The 18,867-nt window shown below is 66.1% G+C and carries 15 protein-coding genes and 1 tRNA gene; 4 read left to right on the top strand and 12 right to left on the bottom strand.

The genetic code is table 11. The annotated features are described in order from the left end of the window. Positions 1–327, top strand: coding sequence for an ArsR/SmtB family transcription factor (locus ACTT2I_RS15560; protein WP_421098927.1), 327 nt, complete (start codon positions 1–3; stop codon positions 325–327). A 7-nt stretch (positions 328–334) separates the two neighbouring features. Further along, positions 335–1,435, top strand: a complete 1,101-nt coding sequence (arsB, locus tag ACTT2I_RS15565) for an ACR3 family arsenite efflux transporter (RefSeq protein ID WP_421098926.1) — start codon at positions 335–337, stop codon at positions 1,433–1,435. 50 nt (positions 1,436–1,485) lie between these two features. Here the strand turns inward: arsB and arcD are convergent, their stop codons facing one another. The 4 genes from arcD to ACTT2I_RS15585 form a co-directional block, all read right to left on the bottom strand. Continuing rightward, positions 1,486–2,910, bottom strand: a complete 1,425-nt coding sequence (gene arcD / locus ACTT2I_RS15570) for an arginine-ornithine antiporter (RefSeq protein WP_088433744.1) — start codon at positions 2,908–2,910, stop codon at positions 1,486–1,488. Positions 2,911–2,974: 64 nt separating this feature from the next. Further along, on the bottom strand, positions 2,975–5,524 hold the full coding sequence (locus ACTT2I_RS15575) for a methyl-accepting chemotaxis protein (RefSeq protein WP_421098925.1): 2,550 nt from the start codon (positions 5,522–5,524) through the stop codon (positions 2,975–2,977). Positions 5,525–5,854: 330 nt separating this feature from the next. Beyond that, the gene (locus ACTT2I_RS15580) at positions 5,855–7,321 is read right to left on the bottom strand and encodes a SulP family inorganic anion transporter (protein ID WP_421098924.1); all 1,467 of its coding nucleotides are present in this window, start codon (positions 7,319–7,321) and stop codon (positions 5,855–5,857) included. 244 nt (positions 7,322–7,565) lie between these two features. Beyond that, positions 7,566–8,429 carry a DMT family transporter gene (locus tag ACTT2I_RS15585; protein WP_421098923.1) on the bottom strand — a complete coding sequence of 288 codons (864 nt, stop codon included), beginning with the start codon at positions 8,427–8,429 and terminating at the stop codon, positions 7,566–7,568. A gap of 114 nt (positions 8,430–8,543) precedes the next feature. Between ACTT2I_RS15585 and ACTT2I_RS15590 the strand changes: the two genes are divergently transcribed. After that, on the top strand, positions 8,544–9,944 hold the full coding sequence (locus ACTT2I_RS15590) for an aminotransferase-like domain-containing protein (RefSeq protein ID WP_421098922.1): 1,401 nt from the start codon (positions 8,544–8,546) through the stop codon (positions 9,942–9,944). On the opposite strand, the gene ACTT2I_RS15595 is transcribed toward ACTT2I_RS15590, so the two are convergent. Together ACTT2I_RS15595 and ACTT2I_RS15600 are read right to left on the bottom strand one after the other, a co-directional pair. Beyond that, positions 9,941–11,035 (bottom strand): DUF5694 domain-containing protein, encoded by a 1,095-nt coding sequence (locus ACTT2I_RS15595; RefSeq protein ID WP_421098921.1) that lies wholly within the window; start codon positions 11,033–11,035, stop codon positions 9,941–9,943. The genes ACTT2I_RS15590 and ACTT2I_RS15595 overlap by 4 nt on opposite strands. A gap of 118 nt (positions 11,036–11,153) precedes the next feature. Further along, positions 11,154–12,209 (bottom strand): DUF5694 domain-containing protein, encoded by a 1,056-nt coding sequence (locus ACTT2I_RS15600; RefSeq protein WP_421098920.1) that lies wholly within the window; start codon positions 12,207–12,209, stop codon positions 11,154–11,156. Between the two features lie 233 nt (positions 12,210–12,442). On the opposite strand from ACTT2I_RS15600, the gene ACTT2I_RS15605 reads away from it, so the two are divergent. Then, positions 12,443–12,967, top strand: coding sequence for a hypothetical protein (locus ACTT2I_RS15605; protein ID WP_421588821.1), 525 nt, complete (start codon positions 12,443–12,445; stop codon positions 12,965–12,967). 26 nt (positions 12,968–12,993) lie between these two features. On the opposite strand, the gene ACTT2I_RS15610 is transcribed toward ACTT2I_RS15605, so the two are convergent. The 6 genes from ACTT2I_RS15610 to rpoD all read right to left on the bottom strand — a co-directional run bounded on the left by ACTT2I_RS15610 (position 12,994) and on the right by rpoD (position 18,798). Continuing rightward, positions 12,994–13,344, bottom strand: coding sequence for a hypothetical protein (locus ACTT2I_RS15610; RefSeq protein WP_421098918.1), 351 nt, complete (start codon positions 13,342–13,344; stop codon positions 12,994–12,996). 11 nt (positions 13,345–13,355) lie between these two features. Next, positions 13,356–13,538: a hypothetical protein gene (locus tag ACTT2I_RS15615; protein WP_421098917.1), complete on the bottom strand. Its 183-nt coding sequence runs from the start codon at positions 13,536–13,538 to the stop codon at positions 13,356–13,358. Between the two features lie 884 nt (positions 13,539–14,422). Then, positions 14,423–14,498 (bottom strand) — tRNA-Ile (locus ACTT2I_RS15620). 56 nt (positions 14,499–14,554) lie between these two features. Beyond that, positions 14,555–15,955 carry a type II toxin-antitoxin system HipA family toxin YjjJ gene (gene yjjJ, locus ACTT2I_RS15625; protein ID WP_421098916.1) on the bottom strand — a complete coding sequence of 467 codons (1,401 nt, stop codon included), beginning with the start codon at positions 15,953–15,955 and terminating at the stop codon, positions 14,555–14,557. A gap of 168 nt (positions 15,956–16,123) precedes the next feature. After that, complete coding sequence (locus ACTT2I_RS15630) at positions 16,124–16,798, bottom strand: hypothetical protein (protein ID WP_421098915.1); 675 nt, start codon at positions 16,796–16,798, stop codon at positions 16,124–16,126. Positions 16,799–16,950: 152 nt separating this feature from the next. After that, positions 16,951–18,798 carry an RNA polymerase sigma factor RpoD gene (gene rpoD, locus ACTT2I_RS15635; RefSeq protein WP_088433679.1) on the bottom strand — a complete coding sequence of 616 codons (1,848 nt, stop codon included), beginning with the start codon at positions 18,796–18,798 and terminating at the stop codon, positions 16,951–16,953. Positions 18,799–18,867: the final 69 nt, after the last annotated feature.

The raw sequence follows: 18,867 nt of genomic DNA on the forward strand, positions 1-18,867 counted from the left end.
ATGGAACATAAAACCGCAACCCACGCCCTGGCCGCGCTCGGCCATGCCACCCGCCTGAGTGTCTTCCGTCTGTTGGTCCAGGCCGGCCGCGGCGGCCGGTTGGCCGGCGAGATCGCCACCGCACTGGGGCTGCCCGGTGCCACCCTGTCGTTCCATCTCAAGGAGCTGAGCGCAGCCGGACTGGTCAACGCCGAGCCACGCGGACGCAGCATCTGCTACCGCGCCGATTTCGAGGCGATGAATGGCCTGATCGGTTACCTGACCGAAAACTGCTGCGCCGGCGAGGCGGACTGTGGCCCGGGCGGCCAATGCGCGCCGCCGCGCTGACACCTTGATGACCGCGCCTGTTGCGATGACGACGCCCGCCTCTTCCCGGTTGTCCTTCCTGGACCGCTGGCTCACGCTGTGGATCTTCGCGGCGATGGCGCTTGGCGTGACGCTGGGGACGCTGTTCGACGGCCTGCCCGCCGCGCTGGAGGCCATGACCCTCGGCGGCACCAACCTGCCCATCGCCGCGGGGCTGATCCTGATGATGTACCCGCCGCTGGCCAAGGTGAAGTACGAGGCCCTGCCCGCTGTCTTCGCCGACAAGCGCGTGCTGGCGCTGTCGCTGCTGCAGAACTGGGTGGTGGGGCCGGTGCTGATGTTCGCGCTGGCCGCGCTGTTCCTGCACGACCGGCCGGAATACATGACCGGGCTGATCCTGATCGGGCTGGCCCGCTGCATCGCCATGGTGCTGGTCTGGAACCAGCTGGCGCGCGGCGACAATCAGTACGTGGCCGGCCTGGTCGCGTTCAACTCGCTGTTCCAGATCGCCTTCTTCAGCGTCTATGCGTGGCTGTTCCTGACCGTGCTGCCGCCGTTGTTCGGGCTGCAGCGCAGCGTGATCGATGTCAGCACATGGACCATCGCCGGCGCGGTGCTGGTGTATCTGGGCATCCCCTTCGCAGCGGGCTATCTGGGCCGGCGGGTACTGCTGCGGCTGCGCGGCGCCGCGTGGTACGAAACCCGTTTCCTGCCCGCGATCAGCCCGATCACGCTGGTCGCGCTGTTGTTCACCATCGTGGCGATGTTCAGCCTCAAGGGCGGTGACGTCCTGCGCATTCCGCTGGATGCAGTGCGTATCGCCATCCCGCTGACGATCTACTTCTTCGTGCAGTTCCTGCTGAGCTTCTTCATGGGCCGCTGGATCGCACGCGATTACCCGCGCACCACGGCGATTGCCTTCACCGCGACCGGCAACAACTTCGAGCTGGCCATCGCGGTGGCGATCGCCGCCTTCGGGCTGGGCTCACCGGTCGCGTTCGCCGCCGTGATCGGGCCATTGGTGGAAGTGCCGGTCCTGATCATGCTGGTCCACCTCGCGCTTCGGCTTGGACGTCGCGGTTTCCCAGACACCACCTGCAACAGCAGCAACAGCAGATCGATCTGTTGACCGAGCGGGTGGCGCGCGGCAACCGGGAAGGCTGAGCCGATCCGGCACGGTCAGGCCAGGTGAAGATGACCTTGGTAGAGGCCCCACGCCGCCCAGCCGGCAACGACGATCACGGCCGCCACGATCACCTGCTCCGCCCGGGTGAACAGCCGTTGCCCATTCTGGTACTTGGCCGCGGCGAACATGGCAATGCCCGGGGCGTACAGCAGTACGGACAGCAGCACCTGCGACAGCCCACCGGCATAGACCAGCCACAACGCGTACACCGTTGCCAGCCCGGCCACCAGCAGATCCCGGAACCGCAGCGCGGGCTGCCCGGCATAGGTTTCCCCGCGCAGCGCGAGCAGGGCGCCGTAACCGGCCGAGAACAGATACGGCACCAGGCTCATCGACGCGCCCAGCAGCACCAGGCTGGTATAGGTGCCGGCACTGAACAGGGTGATGACCAGAAACAGCTGGATCAGCCCGTTGGTGAGCCACAGGGCGTTGGCAGGGACCTGCCGCGCGTTCTCACGCCCGAGGAAGGCAGGCATCGTTCCATCCCCCGCCGCCGCGTACAGCACTTCGGCGCACAGCAGTACCCACGCCAGCAATGCGCCCAGCACCGACACGATCATGCCGATGATGATCAACGTGGCGCCCCAGGGCCCGACGATGGCTTCGAGCACGAACGCCATCGAAGGGTTGCGTGCATGGGCCAGGGCATCCTGCCGCAGCACGCCCATGGAGAGCAGATTGACCAGCATCAGCAGCGCGAGAACGCACAGGAACCCGATGATGGTCGCGCGCCCGACATCCGAGCGCTTGGCCGCGCGCCGCGAGTAGATGCTGGCACCCTCGATGCCGATGAACACCCACACCGTGATCAGCATCATGCCGCGCAGCTGCTCGCCCACGCTGCCGAGCGCGGCCGTGCCCCAGAAGTCGCCGGTGAAAATCTCGGCCTTGAAACCGACCGCAGCGATGATCAGAAACACCACGATCGGCACGATCTTGGCCACGGTCACGACGGCATTGACCAGCGCAGCCTGGCGGATGCCGCGCAGGATCATCGCGTGCATCGACCACAGCAGCACCGAGGCGCACGCCACCGCCTGCCAGGTGTTGCCTTCACCGAAGGCCGGCACGAAGTAGCCCAGCCCGCTGAAGATCAGCACGAAGTAGCTGACGTTGCCCAGCAGCGAACAGACCCAGTAGCCCCAGGCCGCAGAGAAGCCGATGTAATCACCGAAGCCGGCCCGCGCGTACGCGTAGATGCCGGTATCCAGTTCGGGCTTGCGGTTGGCCAGGTTCTGGAACACGAAGGCCAGCATCAACATGCCCAACCCGCTGATCATCCAGCCGATCAGGGCCACGCCCGGGCCGGCGCTGCGCGCGATGTTCTGCGGCAGCGAGAAGATGCCGGCACCGACCATCGACCCGACCACCAGGGCAGTCAGCGCGGTCAGGCCAAGCCGATCGGAACGGGAGGTCATGTGCTCACCATGCCTGCAAAGGATAGCGCCGATTACCAACGCAGGGCGGTGAGCATCCGGTGAATCAGGCGGTGCTGTATGCCGGCGAAGCACGACGCACCGGTGAGCCCGCCACAGCCACATTGGATTGCAGACGGAAGATTGCCACCGCGGTACCCAGGTGCTGGGCCTGCTCCTCCATCGCACGCGCCGCCGCCGTGGCTTCCTCCACCAGCGCGGCATTCTGCTGGGTGGTCTCGTCCATCTGGGTGATGGTCTGGTTGACCTGTTCGATGCCGGCGGACTGTTCTTTCGAGGCCGCCGAGATCTCGGCCATGATGTCGTTGACCCGGCGCACGCCGGTGACGATCTCTTCCATCGTGCGGCCGGCGGTCTGCACCAGCGCCGAACCCGCACTGACCTGGGTGACCGAGTCGTCGATCAAGGTCTTGATCTCCTTTGCAGCGCCGGCCGAGCGCTGCGCCAGCGCGCGGACCTCCGTGGCCACCACCGCGAAACCGCGGCCCTGCTCGCCAGCACGTGCGGCTTCCACCGCGGCGTTCAGCGCCAGGATGTTGGTCTGGAAGGCGATGCCGTCGATCACCGAGATGATCTCGGCGATGCGCTTGGACGAGGCCTCGATGCCGGCCATGGTGGTCACCACCTGGCCGACCACCATCCCGCCCTGCGAGGCCACCTCGGCAGCACCGGCGGCGAGCTGGTTGGCCTGCACCGCATGGTCCGCGTTCTGCCGGACCGTGGAGGTGAGTTCCTCCATCGAGGCGGCGGTCTCTTCCAGGCTGGCAGCCTGCTGCTCGGTACGGCGCGACAGATCGCTGTTGCCCGCGGCAATCTCACCGGCGGCCAGATTGATGCTGCCGGTGGCCTGCTGGATGCGGCCGACAATGTCGGTCAACTGCGCCACCGTGGTATCGGCATCGTCACGCATCCGCGCGAACACGCCATGGAACTCACCGTGCATGCGGGCGGTGAGATCGCCCGCGGCGATGGCGCGCAGCAGCGCGGAAATCTGCTGCAGATTGTCATCACTGACCTGCATCATGGTGTTGAGGTTCTCGACCATCCCGCGGAAGTCATGGTCGAAGCGCACCACGTCGCCACGCTGGCTGAAATCGCCCACTGCCGCCGCGCCGGCCAGCGCCCCGATCTGGGTGTTGATGGCGCGCAGGTTGGCCTTGGTGGTATCCATCGCCGCGGTAAAGGCCGCCTGTTCGCCGGGCAGGCGGTCCATGTCCTGGCTCAGGTCACCGACCGCGTAACGCTGCATCACCTCGACCAGACGGCGCGTGACCGCGATGTTGGCGCCAACCAGCTGATTGGTCTCCTCCACCATCTTGCCGTACTCGCCGGGGAAGGCCTGCGCGTCCATGCGGTAGCTCAACTCGCCGGCCTCGTGGCGCTGGGCCATTTCGCCCTGCGCCGCCATCACCGCACGTAGCTGGCTGCGCATGCGCTGCATCGATTCGAGCAGGCGCCCGACTTCGTCATTGCGCGCGGGCGGCAGCGGCGTGTCCAGACGGCCCTCGGCCACCTCGGCGGACAAGCGGACCGCATCGGCCAGCGGGCGGATCGCCTGGCGGCGCAGCAGCACGTACACGCTGCCGCTGAGCACCAGCGCCGCGCCCAGGCCAACGGCGAGAATGATCCACAGCAGCGCGCGCGCCTGCGCGGTGATCAGCGCGTGCGGCACGATCACGCCGAGCGCGAAATGCTCCTGGCTGCCCGCGATGCGCAGCGGCACATACGTTTTCACGTTGCCGGCCGCATCCGGTTCGAAGGCATCGAAGGTCTTGTCCGCCTTGACCGCGGCCAACACCTGCGTGGTCACCGCGTCCTCGCGGTGCCTGCCGATCTCGTTCGGGTCCTTCGCGGCCAGCACGATGCCGCCGGGCGAGATCAGTTCAACGTGACCTTCGCCCATCGGGCGCAACGCGGCCAGGTGCTTCTGCAGTGCGGCCAGGGCGAAGTCCACCGTCACCACGCCGAGGAAGGTGCCGTCATCGATCACCGGGGTGGACAGCGTGGTCATCAGCACCTTCTGACCACCGATCTCGTAGGTGTAAGGCTCGGCGACCGTCTGCCGCTTCAGCGCCTTTGGCTTGAGATACCAGTCGCCGTCGCCGGGCACGTCGTAGCCCTTCAGCGCATCCTGCATCGGCGCACCGTCGTGCCAGGCCCAGTAGCTCATGAACCGGCCGGTAGCGTCGTGTGCCTCGGCACCGACGAACTCGGCGTCCTTGCCATCGAACGCCTCCGGCTCCCACAGCGTGCCGAACCCCACCCACTCCGGGTGTACCTGCACCTGCTGGTGGATCACGGCGGCGACCGTCGCCCGTGAGAGCGTACCCGCGGCGCGCTGCACCAGCAGGCTCTGCGCCAGCGCCTGGCTGGTGGCGAAGGCACTGGAGAGGTCACCACTCACCCGCAGCGCTTCGGCCTGGGCCTCGCTCTGCATGGTGTGGCGTGAGGCATCGACCAGCGACGCACTGGCTTCGCGATAGCTGATGGCGGCAGTGACACCGAAGCAGAGCATGGCGATCAACGCGGTACCCAGCATCAGTCGGTTGGCGATGCTGCCAGGGCGCTTGGACGCGGTGGGACGGGACACGGGCATGGGGGGCGGTTCCGGAAAAAGGGCATACCGGCGGACGCACGCGTGCGCCGCCACGGAAACACGCAGTCCATTGCGGGCCGGCACGCGCGCGGTGTCATCACGGCGCGGCCAGCGGGGATCGATGCAACGTCGGATCGGCGCAGGCGCCCGCCGCCACTCCCGGCAGGGCGGGTCCCTGTGCTGGGGTCACCGCGTCGTACGCCACGGTGGCACCGCCCTGCTCTGTGGAGATACCGCCTGCCCGCACCGTGACGGCGCCGGCCCAGAGAAGGGACTCAGCTGGATAACGGCGTGATCGGCGCGATGTTTAGCGCGGGTTCCTGACCGTGTTCAGTGAATGCCCGCACTGCGCTCGCCGCGCCCCAAGCGCTCCACCAGCGTCTGGCTGGCCGCATTGAGTCCGATCACCTCCACGGTGGCCCCACGCGCGCGCAGCTTGCCGGTCACCCGCTCCAGTGCACCCACCGCACTGAGATCCCAGAAGTGCGCGTTGCTCAGATCGATGGCCACACGCTCGGGCACATGCAGCAGATCGAAGGCCGCGGCGAACTGCCCGGCCGAGGCGAAGAACACCTGGCCACTCACGGTGTAGACACGCGTGCCGTCGGCGGTGTCGGCCTCGGCGATATCCAGCATCCGGCCTACCTTGCGGGCGAAGAACAAGGCCGACAGCAGCACCCCGGTGAACACGCCCTTGGCCAGGCCATGCGTGGCCACGGTGACGACCACCGTGCCCAGCATCACCACCGTTGAGCTTTTGGGATGCAGCCGGAGCTCGGCGAACGAGCGCCAGTGGAAGGTGCCGATGCTGACCATGATCATCACCGCGACCAGCGCGGCCATCGGAATCTGCCGGACCCAGTCCGCACCGTAGACCACCAGCAGCAGCAACAGCACGCCGGCCACCAGGCAGGACAAACGCCCACGGCCCCCGGACGAGACGTTGATCACCGACTGGCCGATCATGGCGCAGCCGCCCATGCCGCCGAATAGTCCGGCCGTGATGTTGGCCAGGCCCTGCCCGGCACACTCGCGGTTGCGCTGGCTGGGCGTATCGGTCATGTCTTCCACGATCTGCGCGGTCATCATCGACTCCAGCAGGCCGACCACCGCCAGCGTCGCCGAGACCGGCAGCAGGATGCGCAATGTTTCCCAGGTGAGCGGCACGTCCGGCAGCAGGAAGGCCGGCAGGCTGTCCGGCAGCGCGCCCATGTCGCCCACGGTGCGGATGTCCAGGCCGAGCCAGATGGACAGTGCGGTCAACACCACGATCGCCACCAGCGGCGAGGGCACCGCGCGGGTCAGCAGCGGCAGCAGGTAGATGATCGCCAGGCCCGCCGCGCACACGGCGTACACCGTCCATGGCATACCGATCAATTCGGGCAGCTGCGCCAGGAAAATCAGGATCGCCAGTGCGTTGACGAAGCCGGTGATCACCGAGCGCGAGACGAAACGCATCAGGGCGCCGAGTTTCAGCGCGCCGGCGATGATCTGCAGCAGCCCGGCCAGGATCGTCGCGGCCAGCAGATACTGCAGGCCATGGTCGCGGACCAGATCGACCATCACCAGCGCCATCGCGCCGGTCGCCGCGGAGATCATGCCCGGTCGCCCCCCGGCGATGGCGGTGACCACCGCGATGCAGAACGAGGCATACAGGCCGACCTTGGGGTCCACCCCGGCAATGATGGAGAACGCGATCGCTTCGGGAATCAGCGCGAGGGCGACCACGGCGCCGGACAGCAGATCACCGCGGATGTTGCCGAGCCATTGCTGGCGCAGCGGGTAGGATACAGACATGGACAGACTCCACGCACCGGCGATGCGCACGGCGCGTTGTGTGATGAAGACAAAGCACTCCCTGAGCCAGCGCAAGGGCCGGCGCGTCGTCAACGCGGTATCAGGGTGGCGTCATCACAAGGGGTCCTGCCGGGGCAGCGAAAGCGGCGCGCAGGATAGCGCAGTCACCCGATGCCCTCAAACGCGGGGGGCAACGATCGTCACCGAACGCCCGACGATCAACGGCTGCAGCGCGCGGCTCGGGTCAGCGCGCGAAGTGCCGCGCACCGGCCACGCAGGTCACCGCGCACACCGTGACGACCAGCATCGCCCAGCTCACGGTTTCATGCAGCAGCGCGGCCGCCAGTGCCAGCCCGAAGAACGGCTGCAGCAACTGCAGCTGGCCGACCGCGGCGATACCGCCCTGGGCGAGCCCGCGGTACCAGAACATGAAACCGATCAACATGCTGAAGACCGCCACATAGGCCAGGCCACACCACGCCGGCGCATCCACCGCCCCCAGGGAAGGCGGCCAGCGCAGGGCCACCAGCGGCAGCATCAACGGCAAGGACAGCACCAAGGCCCAGCTGATCACCTGCCAGCCACCCAGCGTGCGCGACAGGCGCGCACCTTCGGCATAGCCCAGCCCACAGACCAGCACCGCCGCCAGCATCAACAGGTCGCCCTGCAGCGAGGCGGCGAGCCCGGTCGACAGCGCATAGCCCACCACCGCGGCGCTGCCGAGCAGCGAGAACAACCAGAACGCCGGACGCATCCGCTCACCGCCGCGTAGCACACCAAACAGCGCGGTGCTCAGCGGCAGCAGCCCGAGGAACACGATCGAGTGAGCCGAAGACACGTGCTGCAGGGCCAGTGCGGTGAGCAGGGGGAATCCCACCACCACCCCGAGGGCGACCACCAGCAACGGCCCCAGCGATGCGCGCGTAGGCCGCGGCTGGCGCAGGGCAAGCAGCAGTATTCCGCCAAGCAACGCCGCGATGCTCGCCCGGGCGGCGGTCAGGAAGAGGGGGTCCAGCTGCAGTACCGCGATCCGCGTGGCCGGCAGCGAGCCGGCGAAGATCACCACACCGATGAAACCGTTGATCCAGCCGCGGGTTGCGTTGTCCATGCCGACATCCTTGAAGGGCGGCCAGTGGACCACGGCGGCGGGCCGCCACTCCATGTACAGTCCAGTACACTTTGCCGTAACTGTTATGGCCGAACGACCCGTACGGATGCCCCGATGACGCTCCCCACCACCCGCATCGAGATGGTCATGGCCAGCGTGCGTGCCCGCCTCAACGACCGCAGCTGGCTCCCCGGCGCGCGACTTCCCTCGGTGCGCGCACAGGCCAAGACACTGCAGGTGTCGGTGTCCACCGTGGTCGAAGCCTATGAGCGGTTGGCAGCCGAAGGGCTGATCCAGGCGCGGCCCGGCTCCGGCTTCTATGCGGCCGGCCCGGTCGCGCCACTGGCACTGGCCGAGATGGGGCCCCCACGCGATCGCCAGGTCGACCCGTTGTGGCTGGCACGGCAATCGCTGGATCACGAGGCCGGCGTGCTCAAGCCCGGCAGCGGCTGGCTGCCCAGCGACTGGATGTATGTCGAGGGGATCCGCCGCGGCCTGCGCAGTGCCGCCCGCGCTAGCAGCGCCGCACTGGCCGATTACGCCTCGCCACTGGGCCTGCCGCCGCTGCGGCAACTGCTGTCCCGTCGCTTGGCCGGGCACGCGGTCGAGGCGGCGCCCGAGCAGATCATGCTCACCGAATCGGGTTCGCATGCGGTCGACCTGATCTGCCGTTTCCTGCTCGAGCCCGGCGATACCGTACTCATCGACGACCCGTGCTACTTCAATTTCCTGGCCCTGCTCAAGGCGCACCGCGTGCAGGTGATCGGCGTGCCATACACGCCGAATGGCCCGGACGTGGATGCCTTTGCCGCGGCGCTGCAGGCGCATGCGCCCCGCCTGTACATCACCAATTCGGGCATCCACAACCCGACCGGCGCCACGCTCTCCCCGGCCACCGCACATCGGCTGCTCTCTCTGGCCGACAGCAGCGACCTGATCATCGTCGAGGATGACTTGTTCGCTGATTTCGAGCACACGCCCGCACCGCGGCTGGCCGCATTCGACGGGCTGTCCCGGGTAATCCAGGTAGGCAGCTTTTCCAAGACGCTGTCCGCGTCGGTGCGCTGCGGGTACATCGCCGCGCGCCGCGACTGGATCGAAGGCCTGGCCGACCTGAAGATCGCCACCAGCTTCGGCGGCGGGCGCCTGGCCGCCGACATCCTGCACGCCGCACTGACCGACAGCGGCTATCGGCGCCATCTGGAGAACGTACGCGTACGGCTGACCGCGGCACGTGAACTCACGCTGGCGCGGCTGGCGCCCCTGGGCATCACGCCATGGACGGTACCGCAGGCCGGCATGCTGCTGTGGTGCCACCTGCCCGACGGCATGGATGCCGCCAGCATCGCCCGCCGCTGTCTTGGCGAGGGCGTGATGCTGGCACCCGGCAATGCCTTCAGCCCATCGTTGCGCGCAGCCGGCTTCCTGCGCTTCAACGCCGCGCAGGCGCAGGATGCACGGGTATTCGAGGTGCTCGCGAAGGCGATGACCGCCTCACACGCGGATGCCGACTAACGAGTCTGACGCTGCGCGTCGGGTGCCGCCATCGGCGCCTTCTCCCCACCGAGCACTCCCTGCGTGTCCACGATATACACCCCCGAGACCTGCCCCAGCCAACCATCGAACCAGGGCTTGTGCGAAGCGCCGACGATGGAGAGCACGCGGGAGCCGGGGTGGTCACGCACGACCTCGAGAATGTTGGCGACCATGCGCAGGTTGCGGATCTCCCAGCCCTGCACCCAGATCTGCGGGTAGTGCTGCGGTGACACGGCCGCCAGCGTTGGGCGCACGTTGGACTCGGCGAGCACCTGCAGCGCGGCAGGATCGTTGACGCTGCGATACAGCGAGAGCAGGTCGTTGGACGCGATGAAGGCCGCTTCGCGTTCCGTCATGGCATCGAACGTGGGGCCATATCCGCTCCACGCCTGCTGGAGCGCTGCGCTGAACGCCTTGCGGTCGGCGATCCTGTGATTGTCACCGGTATGGTCGTCCACCGCGTAAACGCGCTGCAGGCCGAGTCGCGCGGCCAGGACGGCGGCGATCTGGTAGCTCTCGTTCTTGCGCGTTTCGATCTGCCTGAGCAGCTCGACCAGGGTGCCGTCCAGGCCATCGCCCGCCCGTCGCTCGGCCACGGGCAGCTGCAGCCACTGCACGTAGGCAGATGCCCGTTCGCCGGCAGCAAGGAACAGCGCGGCCAGTTGGCGACGCTGCGCGGGCGTGGGCGATGCCGGCCAGGTGGCGAGCGTCGTGTTGCCCTGCACGATCGCGGCGGGCACCTCCCGTCCCGTGGCCGTCTTCGCGGCCTCCGTGCTGGCGCAGTAGTCATCGCCGTAGGCCGCGGAATGGCGCTTGGCGAGGTCGCACTGCTCCCCGTTGATGGCTTCGATGGTGATGTAGCCGGGCTTGAAGGCGGCCAACCTGTCCATCAGCGGGTCAAGTGCCTTGGGGTCGAAGGTCTCATGCTCGCTGAGGTGGACGCTGCCCAGCACGAGGACCTCGGTGCGTGGGCCGACCATGTCCTTGTCCAGGTTCGCCAGGTCGATCTGCGCTTGGGCGCAGACCGGGATCAGGGCCATCACGCAGGCCGACAACACGCGTTGCTTCATGCATCACCTCAAGAGGGGTCCGTGGCCGCCTTTCTAGCAGGCTGATGCAGGTCGGGCCACGTGCCGGATGGCACGGGGCCGACGGCAGTCTCCATGGTGGCACCGCCAAGTGCGCTCTCTATTCCTTGAGCACGTTCTCTGCATCCACGATATCCACGCCCGACATCTGGGCCAGCCACCCATCGAACCAAGGCTTGTGCGAGGCACCGACGATGGAAAGCACGCGGGCGCCGGGGTGCAGGCGAACCACATCCAGCACGTTGGCGACCATGCGCAGATTGCGGATCTCCCACCCTTGCACCCACATCTGCGGATAGTGCTGCACGGACACCGCGGCCAGAGCCGGGCGCACGTTGGACTCGGCCATCACCGCCTGCGTCCGCGGCGCATTGGTGAGGCGGTACAGCGAGAGCATGTCCTTGGCGGTGACGAGGCGCTTCTGCTCGTCAATGACCGGCTGCAGTTGGGACCGATCTTGGCTCCATGCATCCTGCACCGCCTTTCCGAAGGCCTCGCGATCGGGAATCTGGTGCCTCCCGCCGGTGTAGTCATCGACCGGGTACACGCGCTGGTGCCCCAGTCGCGCCGCCAGGCGAGCGGCAATCTGATAGTCCTCGTTGTTGCGCGTACCGAACTGCTCCAGCATCTCGACCAGGGTCCCATCCAATCCATCGCCGGCGTGCTGTTCGGCCTGGGGCAGCTGCAACCACTGCACGTAGGCCGATGCCCGCTCACCGGCGGCCAGGAACACGGCGGCCAGCCTGCGACGCTGCGCAGGTGTGGGCGCCGCTGGCCACACCTTCAATTGCGTGTTGATTTCAACGATTGCGGAAGGTACATCGAGGCCGGTGGCCATCTTCGCTTTCTCCGTGCTCGCACAGAAATCCTTGCCGTAGACCGACGGGTGACGCATCGCCAGATCGCACTGCTCGCCACTGAGTGCTTCGATCGTAATGAACGCCGGTTTGAACGCGGCAAGCCTGTCCAATACGGGATCAAGCGATGTGCGGTCGAAATCCTTGTACTCGCTCAGGTGCACGCTGCCGAGAACGAGAATCTCCATGCGTGGGCCGACCATGTCCTTGTCCAGCGCGGCAAGGTCCACAGCCGCATAGGTGACCGCAGGGAGCAGCGTTGCCAGGCAGCCGCACAACCGTGAGTAGCGTCGGTTCATCATCCATGACCTGAGAGGTGGTTGACGGCTGTTTTAGCAAGCCGCGGGGCCAGCGACACCTGCCGAATGACACGGGGACCAAAGGCGCCGTGGGGGGAGCCTGCGAAAGAAGTCCCCCAACAGCTGACGAGCACCCCCTGGCGGTTCAGAATGGCCGGCTCCCCGCGTGTTGCGGGTGTCTCAAGGGATGTGGCATGGCGACAAGGAACACCAAGGTCGAGTGGATCAAGGGGGTGATGCTGCTCATCTTCTTTGCCATGCTGTTCGGTATTCCCAACAGCTCGCCATGGTTCGGGCTGGTGTTCGTCTACCTGATGGCCGCCGGGTTGTTCATCGTGGGCAGCATGCTGTGGATTGCGTTGCGCAGCCGACGCGCAGCGCTGGCAGTGAGCCGCACGCCACCCAAGCGCGCCCTTCATACCCGCGAGGTGAAGGCACTGGAGTGGTTCGGCCAACCCGAGCGGATCGTCTGGCGCATGCCGCGCGGCAAGGTGATCGATCTTGAAAAAGCGGCGCAGGCCGCAGGCAACCGGCCGGTGGTGCGCACACTTCGCGGGCCGTACCGGGAAATGGTGCGTGCCCGGCATCACGAGCGGCATGCGTTCATCGGGGAGGTCGAAGTGCTCATGCTGCCCGGCGCCGACCACTCGCTGCGCGAGAACAATGAGGCGGACGTGTTGCTGTGCGGAACGTTCGCGGTGGTGCTTGCGTTGAATGGCGCCTGGCGGATCGACCAGGCGCCGTCGTTGCTGCGATGACGCGCGCGCACCGCGTTGTCGCTCAATCAGTAGCGCGGCTTGATCGGCTCACTGGCATCCAGGTAGCCCGCCGCGACTGCCTTCTCGCAGGCGATATAGCCTGCATTGACGACACGCCCCTGCGCGTTGAAGGCCACATAGTAGGGCGAGCTGTTGCCGCGGTTGCGCAGGAGGTAGTTGTAGCAGACGCCGTTGATGCCGGGCAGCACCATCGCGTCCAGCGGCCGGCCCGCAGCGCTCAGGACCGACTCGCGCGTCGCCCCCTGCTGCAGCGAACTCATCACGACCGGATTGCCGCGGTCATATTGAAGGACGCTGGGCATGCATCCGGACAGCGCTGTGGAGACACCACACGCCAGCAGGATCGCCTTGGTCATGGGGGCGGCGCTCACTGCCGGCGCGCACGTGCTGCCGCCGCGTTGGCGTCGCGGATGCGCTGGTTGCGCGCCTGTTTATCGTAGTCATCCTTTGCCTGCATCACGCCACCGGCGGCCTGGATCCAGCTGCTGGTCGTACAACCGGACACAAGCACTGTCACGGCAAGCGCTGCCGGGATAATGAGAAACTTCATGATTCAACCTCTCTGAAAGCCAATCGACACGTGGCCGATGGAAAACTGCGCTGCATTACCGCCACGCGCACATGAAGCGATGCGCAAAACCACATCGCGAAATCGGCCAAGCCACTAGTGGCGCCGTCAAACGGGGCGGAACGATAGTTGACGCGCACTTAACAAAAACGAAATGCGCTGCATTATTTTTTTTGTATATTCCTATTATTTTTCGAGCGCGGAAGCCATCAACGCACTTTTCCCGGCCGAATCTGATGTGATTCGCAGGACGTGTGATCGAAGTTTCTTTTGAAACTTTCGGTGACGCCACTCATCGCCCCGATTGACCCGCCGCAATCCATGGGGGTGTGGTTAGGAACGTACAAACAGCATCGGCGAGGTAATCGAACAGCTCGGTTGCGACACTCACGCTGTCCGATCAGCTTTCACAGCTTACGATTCGGGACGGCCGACGCTCTGGCATTGGTCGACGACGAGAGACTCAAGAGACGGCAGCGTGGGGCTCCGCTGGCGGCCAAATTGGCCGCCAACTCAGCTGGACGCGCCCAGCGGTTCAACCGGGCGAGCATCCTCACGACCTTCGGTCGAGGCTGTAAAGATTGACGGGCATTGACGACGTCAACGCGCAGACGAGGCATGCTTTGGTGTCGGCGTACACGCGGCACAACGGTCGGACGTCATGCCGCCCGGGCCGAAGTTGGAAGGTGTCGATAGCCGGGTCACGTCACATACCAGGTCTACCCGGATGGTCGTCTCTGGGTGGATGCGCCACCAGGATCAGGCTTGCACGCTGTCAGTTCTCGGCGTCAATCTCTGCGAGATCGTCGACGTCTCCGCGCGGCTCGGCAGCACATCCGCTGCTGCGGCCGCGCCGCCTGCTGCATTGGTGGGCCCACCAGGATTCGAACCTGGAACCAAAGGATTATGAGTCCTCTGCTCTAACCGTTGAGCTATAGGCCCTTGCGGCCGCACAGTGTAGTGGAGGCCCGCAGGCGCTTTCCACTGCAATCCTCACATCAGCCGAAGCGCCGCCCCATCTCCTCCACCCGACGCGCGTTCTCCACCGCCAGCTCACGCAGCACGCTCGAGCGCAGCAGCGCCGAACCCGCCACACGTTGCCAGTAGTCCACCGCCAGCGGCGCTGCCCAGTGCAGGTGCGCGAGCTGGCCGCTGCGCTCCGGCGCGATGGAGGCGAGCGGGGTAGCCACACGCAGCACCCCTGTGCGCGAGGGTGCCAATGACATCGGCAACATGTCATAGGCGGGCGCCAACGGCAGCGGGCCGCGATCAACCAGGTGGAAACCCAGATTGCCCTGATGCATATCGCTGTTGCCGATCAGCCGGCCGAACGCGTGCAGCCTTCCCATCGCGGCCTGCGCGTCGCGATCGACCCAGCCCTGCATCAGCAGCGCGTCGGCAGCGGTTCCCCAATCCGCGGTCACGTCACCGACGAAGGCCGAGGACAGCGCCAGCAGCGAGACGAAGCCGCGACGGCCAAGCACGTCGGCGGTGCGGTCGAAGCGCTGTACCTCCAGGAACGTATGCGTGTCGGTCTGCAGGATCTCGGACGCTGCTGCGGGCGCGCCCGCGTCGCGCAGGCACTGCAGGGCCAGGTGCTCGCAGACCAGCAGGTCCGCCCAACGTTCGGCGGCCTCGCCTGCGGTGGGCTGCGCGAACTTCACCAGCGCCGCATAGCGCCCTCCCTCATGCTCCACCGTGGCAGTGAACTTCGGTTGCTCGCCACCCGGCGACGATCCGATGTCTTCGCCTTCCAGTGCCGCTGCGGCGCGCTCAGGATAACGACGTGCGCGCTGCCCGGCCAGGACGTGATCGCCAGGCGCATCGAGCGCGCGCAACGCCATCTGCACGGCATCGCCACCCAGCAGGAGGTCACCGATCTCGGTGCCGCCTGCCCGTACCAGCGCCTGCAGGGTGTCACCCAATTGCCAGCGATTGAGGTCGTCGGGGACGCCCAGGTCACGCCCGCGACGATGCGCGAACGTACGCCCGAGGAAGCCCTGTGGGCGCAGGTCGTCCAGATACCACGGCAGCCCCGGGAAGTGGCCTTCGACGGTCTCGTCGGGCGAACGGGTCAGATTGGGGCGTGCGGCGGTGGTCGAGACGTGGAAGGTCTCGCCCGTGAGTGCCACGACCGCGCCCAGTTCTTCAAGGGTGGCATCCGGGCGCAACCGGAACAGCGGCCACTCGCTGCCCGCGGCGGTCTGCTGGCGGACCGCATAGGCCGTGGCGCGGGTGCGGCCCAGTCGCACCACGCGGTCCCCGGCCTCGGCGACAAGACGACTCAACGTTGTCCGGGTAATCCCCAGGCGATCGACGAGATCGGCAGCTGATACGACCTCGCCGGCAGGCAGGTTGTCGAACAGCGTCTGGAGCTGGACGGTACGGGGACGGGCCATGGCCTAAGTTTCGGGACGAATTAAGTTACGAACCTATACGCCAATCTTCGGCGACCCGCAACCTCATGAAGACGCTAAGCCACTGATTAAAATAATATCGTCTCGGCCACAGCAAAAGCACAGCAGCAATTAAGTTACGAAACAAGCAACGAAATTAACAGAAACAACCTAGCGATCCCCCACCCCCTCGAACAACCGCTCCATCCGCTGCGCCGCCGCCCGGCTCGAGTACACGCCACCCGGGCTGGCCCCGCCGATCGCGCACTGCCCGTTATCGGTAAGCACCAGCTTCGACCCCTGCAACGAGGCCCGCACTGCGCAGGGTTCCTCGCCCAGGAACAGCTCATCGCCCATCGGTTCGGCGCTGCCGATCAGCGTACCCTTGCCTTTGGCGCCCGCTGGCAGCATGCGCAGATGCAGCGTGTCGCCCTCGGCCTGGATCTCCAGCGCGCGCCCGGCGCTGCCGTCCCACTGCCCCAGCCAGCTGCTGAAGTCGGTCTCGGCCATGTGGCCGGTCTTCATGACACGCTGTTCCGGCGCCCAGCCCACCACCGCTTTGCCGGGTGGCAGAACCTGCACGCAGTAGTAGTCGTTCCAGCGGCTGCCGATCACCAGGCTGCTGCCCGGTTCGATCTCATCGCCGCTGCGGCAGCCGTCCTGCGGCGTGTCCAGGCAGCCGGCGCGCTCACCCACCAGGGCCAGGTTGCCGGCATCCACGACGCGGCCGACCGTGAGGTCGGGCTGGGTCTGGAAGAAATCAGCTGCGTTGCAGGCAGGCTGCCGAGGCTCCGCGGCCAGCGCGGCGAAGGGACACAGGGCAAGGACAAGCAAGCCTTTTTTCATCGTCATTCCATTGATCCACAGGTGTAAAGCGACGCGCATCCTACCGCATCCGCATTGCTGCCCGCTGCACACGCGGCGGCACCTGCCGCCCCAAAAAACAAACCCCGCTTGCGCGGGGTCTGTCGGGTTTCAACGCGGTGCGCTGGAATCGATCAATCGATATCCAGGAAGCTGCGCAGCTGCTCGGACCGGCTCGGGTGACGCAGCTTGCGCAGCGCCTTGGCTTCGATCTGGCGGATGCGCTCGCGGGTGACGTCGAACTGCTTGCCGACTTCCTCGAGGGTGTGGTCGGTGTTCATGTCGATGCCGAAGCGCATGCGCAGCACCTTGGCTTCCCTCGGGGTGAGGCCGGCCAGCACGTCGCGCACGGTTTCAGACAAGTTGATGTTGGTGGTGTTCTCGATCGGGGACTCCACGTTGGTGTCCTCGATGAAGTCGCCCAGATGGGAATCCTCGTCGTCGCCGATCGGGGTTTCCATCGAAATCGGCTCCTTGGCGATCTTCATCACCTTGCGGATCTTGTCTTCCGGCATGTCCATTTCCTTGGCCAGCTCCTCCGGCGTGGCCTCGCGGCCGTACTGCTGGAGCATCTGGCGGGAAATGCGGTTCAACTTGTTGATCGTTTCGATCATGTGCACCGGAATACGGATGGTGCGCGCCTGATCGGCGATCGAACGGGTGATGGCCTGGCGGATCCACCAGGTCGCATACGTGGAGAACTTGTAACCACGGCGGTATTCGAACTTGTCCACGGCCTTCATCAGGCCGATGTTGCCTTCCTGGATCAGATCGAGGAACTGCAGGCCGCGGTTGGTGTACTTCTTGGCGATCGAGATGACCAGGCGCAGGTTGGCTTCGACCATTTCCTTCTTGGCCTTGCGCGCACGCGCTTCACCGTAGGCCATGGCGCGGCTGATTTCCTTCAGCTCGTCCAGTTCCAGCCAGGTGGTCTTCTCGATGTCGATCGTCGCCTGCTGTTCGGCGATGATCTGATCCTTCACGTCACGCAGGGCCGAGGACCACTTCTGCTTGCGCTTCAGTGCGTCTTCCACCCACTCCAGGTTGGTCTGGTTGCCTTCCCACGAGCGGATGAAGTCCTTGCGCGGCATGCGCGCGGTCACGGTCGCCAGGTTCAGCACGCGGCGTTCGTGGGACTTGATCGAGGCCATGACGTCGCGCAGCTGCTTGACCAGCACATCGGTCAGCGGCAACGGCAGCTTCAGGGTCACGAACACGGCGGCCATGTCGTCGCGCAGCTTGGCCAGCGGCTTGCGGTCGCCCTTGGCAGCGGCCTTCTTGAACGCGGTGTACGCATCGCTCAGGGCCTGCATGCGGCGTGCGACTTCTTCTGGATCCGGACCGGTCGGGCCGGCTTCTTCCTCGACGTCGTCGCCGTCGTCGTCTTCATCGGCGTCGTCGTCCGCGTCTTCGCTGGTGTCTTCAGCCACGGCCGGGGCCGGGACTTCCTCCACCAGGTCGTTGAAGCCGACGATCACTTCGGCCAGGCGCTTCTTGCCTTCCTTGTGCGCGTCGTAGTCGGCCAGCAGCGATTCCACCGATACCGGGAAGGTACCGAGTGCGGCCTGGACCTGGCCCAGACCTTCTTCGATGCGCTTGGCGATGGCGATTTCGCCTTCGCGGGTCAGCAGCTCGACGGTACCCATTTCGCGCATGTACATGCGCACCGGGTCGGTAGTGCGGCCACCTTCGGTGTCGAGCGCGCTCAGCGCGGCGGCAGCTTCTTCGGCCGCGGTGTCATCGACTTCGCGGTTGCCGGTGTTGCCATCGTTGAGCAACAGCGTTTCTGCATCGGGAGCAACTTCATGGACATCAATGCCCATGCCGTTGATCATGCCGATGATATCTTCGATCTGCTCCGGGTCGACGATGTCGTCGGGCAGATGGTCATTGACTTCGGCGTAGGTCAGGTAGCCCTGTTCCAGGCCCTTGCTGATCAGAAGCTTGATGTCGTTTTGCTGGGCAGGACGTTCGTTGGCCATGTAGTGCTCGCGCCACCGGCTGGGAGAGGGAATAGAACCTAGCATTATACCAGCCCGGCGCCCCGCGTT

The organism is Stenotrophomonas sp. PUT21 (assembly GCF_052232875.1).
In the GTDB taxonomy this organism is placed as follows: domain Bacteria; phylum Pseudomonadota; class Gammaproteobacteria; order Xanthomonadales; family Xanthomonadaceae; genus Stenotrophomonas; species Stenotrophomonas maltophilia_N.

What these genes read in the sequence shown, in the direction of transcription:
- ACTT2I_RS15560 (WP_421098927.1), top strand. Translation starts at nt 1, where the DNA reads ATGGAACATAAAACCGCAACCCACGCCCTGGCCGCGCTCGGCCATGCC.
- arsB (WP_421098926.1), top strand. Translation starts at nt 335, where the DNA reads ATGACCGCGCCTGTTGCGATGACGACGCCCGCCTCTTCCCGGTTGTCC.
- arcD (WP_088433744.1), bottom strand. Translation starts at nt 2,910, where the DNA reads ATGACCTCCCGTTCCGATCGGCTTGGCCTGACCGCGCTGACTGCCCTG.
- ACTT2I_RS15575 (WP_421098925.1), bottom strand. Translation starts at nt 5,524, where the DNA reads ATGCCCGTGTCCCGTCCCACCGCGTCCAAGCGCCCTGGCAGCATCGCC.
- ACTT2I_RS15580 (WP_421098924.1), bottom strand. Translation starts at nt 7,321, where the DNA reads ATGTCTGTATCCTACCCGCTGCGCCAGCAATGGCTCGGCAACATCCGC.
- ACTT2I_RS15585 (WP_421098923.1), bottom strand. Translation starts at nt 8,429, where the DNA reads ATGGACAACGCAACCCGCGGCTGGATCAACGGTTTCATCGGTGTGGTG.
- ACTT2I_RS15590 (WP_421098922.1), top strand. Translation starts at nt 8,544, where the DNA reads ATGACGCTCCCCACCACCCGCATCGAGATGGTCATGGCCAGCGTGCGT.
- ACTT2I_RS15595 (WP_421098921.1), bottom strand. Translation starts at nt 11,035, where the DNA reads ATGAAGCAACGCGTGTTGTCGGCCTGCGTGATGGCCCTGATCCCGGTC.
- ACTT2I_RS15600 (WP_421098920.1), bottom strand. Translation starts at nt 12,209, where the DNA reads ATGAACCGACGCTACTCACGGTTGTGCGGCTGCCTGGCAACGCTGCTC.
- ACTT2I_RS15610 (WP_421098918.1), bottom strand. Translation starts at nt 13,344, where the DNA reads ATGACCAAGGCGATCCTGCTGGCGTGTGGTGTCTCCACAGCGCTGTCC.
- ACTT2I_RS15615 (WP_421098917.1), bottom strand. Translation starts at nt 13,538, where the DNA reads ATGAAGTTTCTCATTATCCCGGCAGCGCTTGCCGTGACAGTGCTTGTG.
- yjjJ (WP_421098916.1), bottom strand. Translation starts at nt 15,955, where the DNA reads ATGGCCCGTCCCCGTACCGTCCAGCTCCAGACGCTGTTCGACAACCTG.
- ACTT2I_RS15630 (WP_421098915.1), bottom strand. Translation starts at nt 16,798, where the DNA reads ATGAAAAAAGGCTTGCTTGTCCTTGCCCTGTGTCCCTTCGCCGCGCTG.
- rpoD (WP_088433679.1), bottom strand. Translation starts at nt 18,798, where the DNA reads ATGGCCAACGAACGTCCTGCCCAGCAAAACGACATCAAGCTTCTGATC.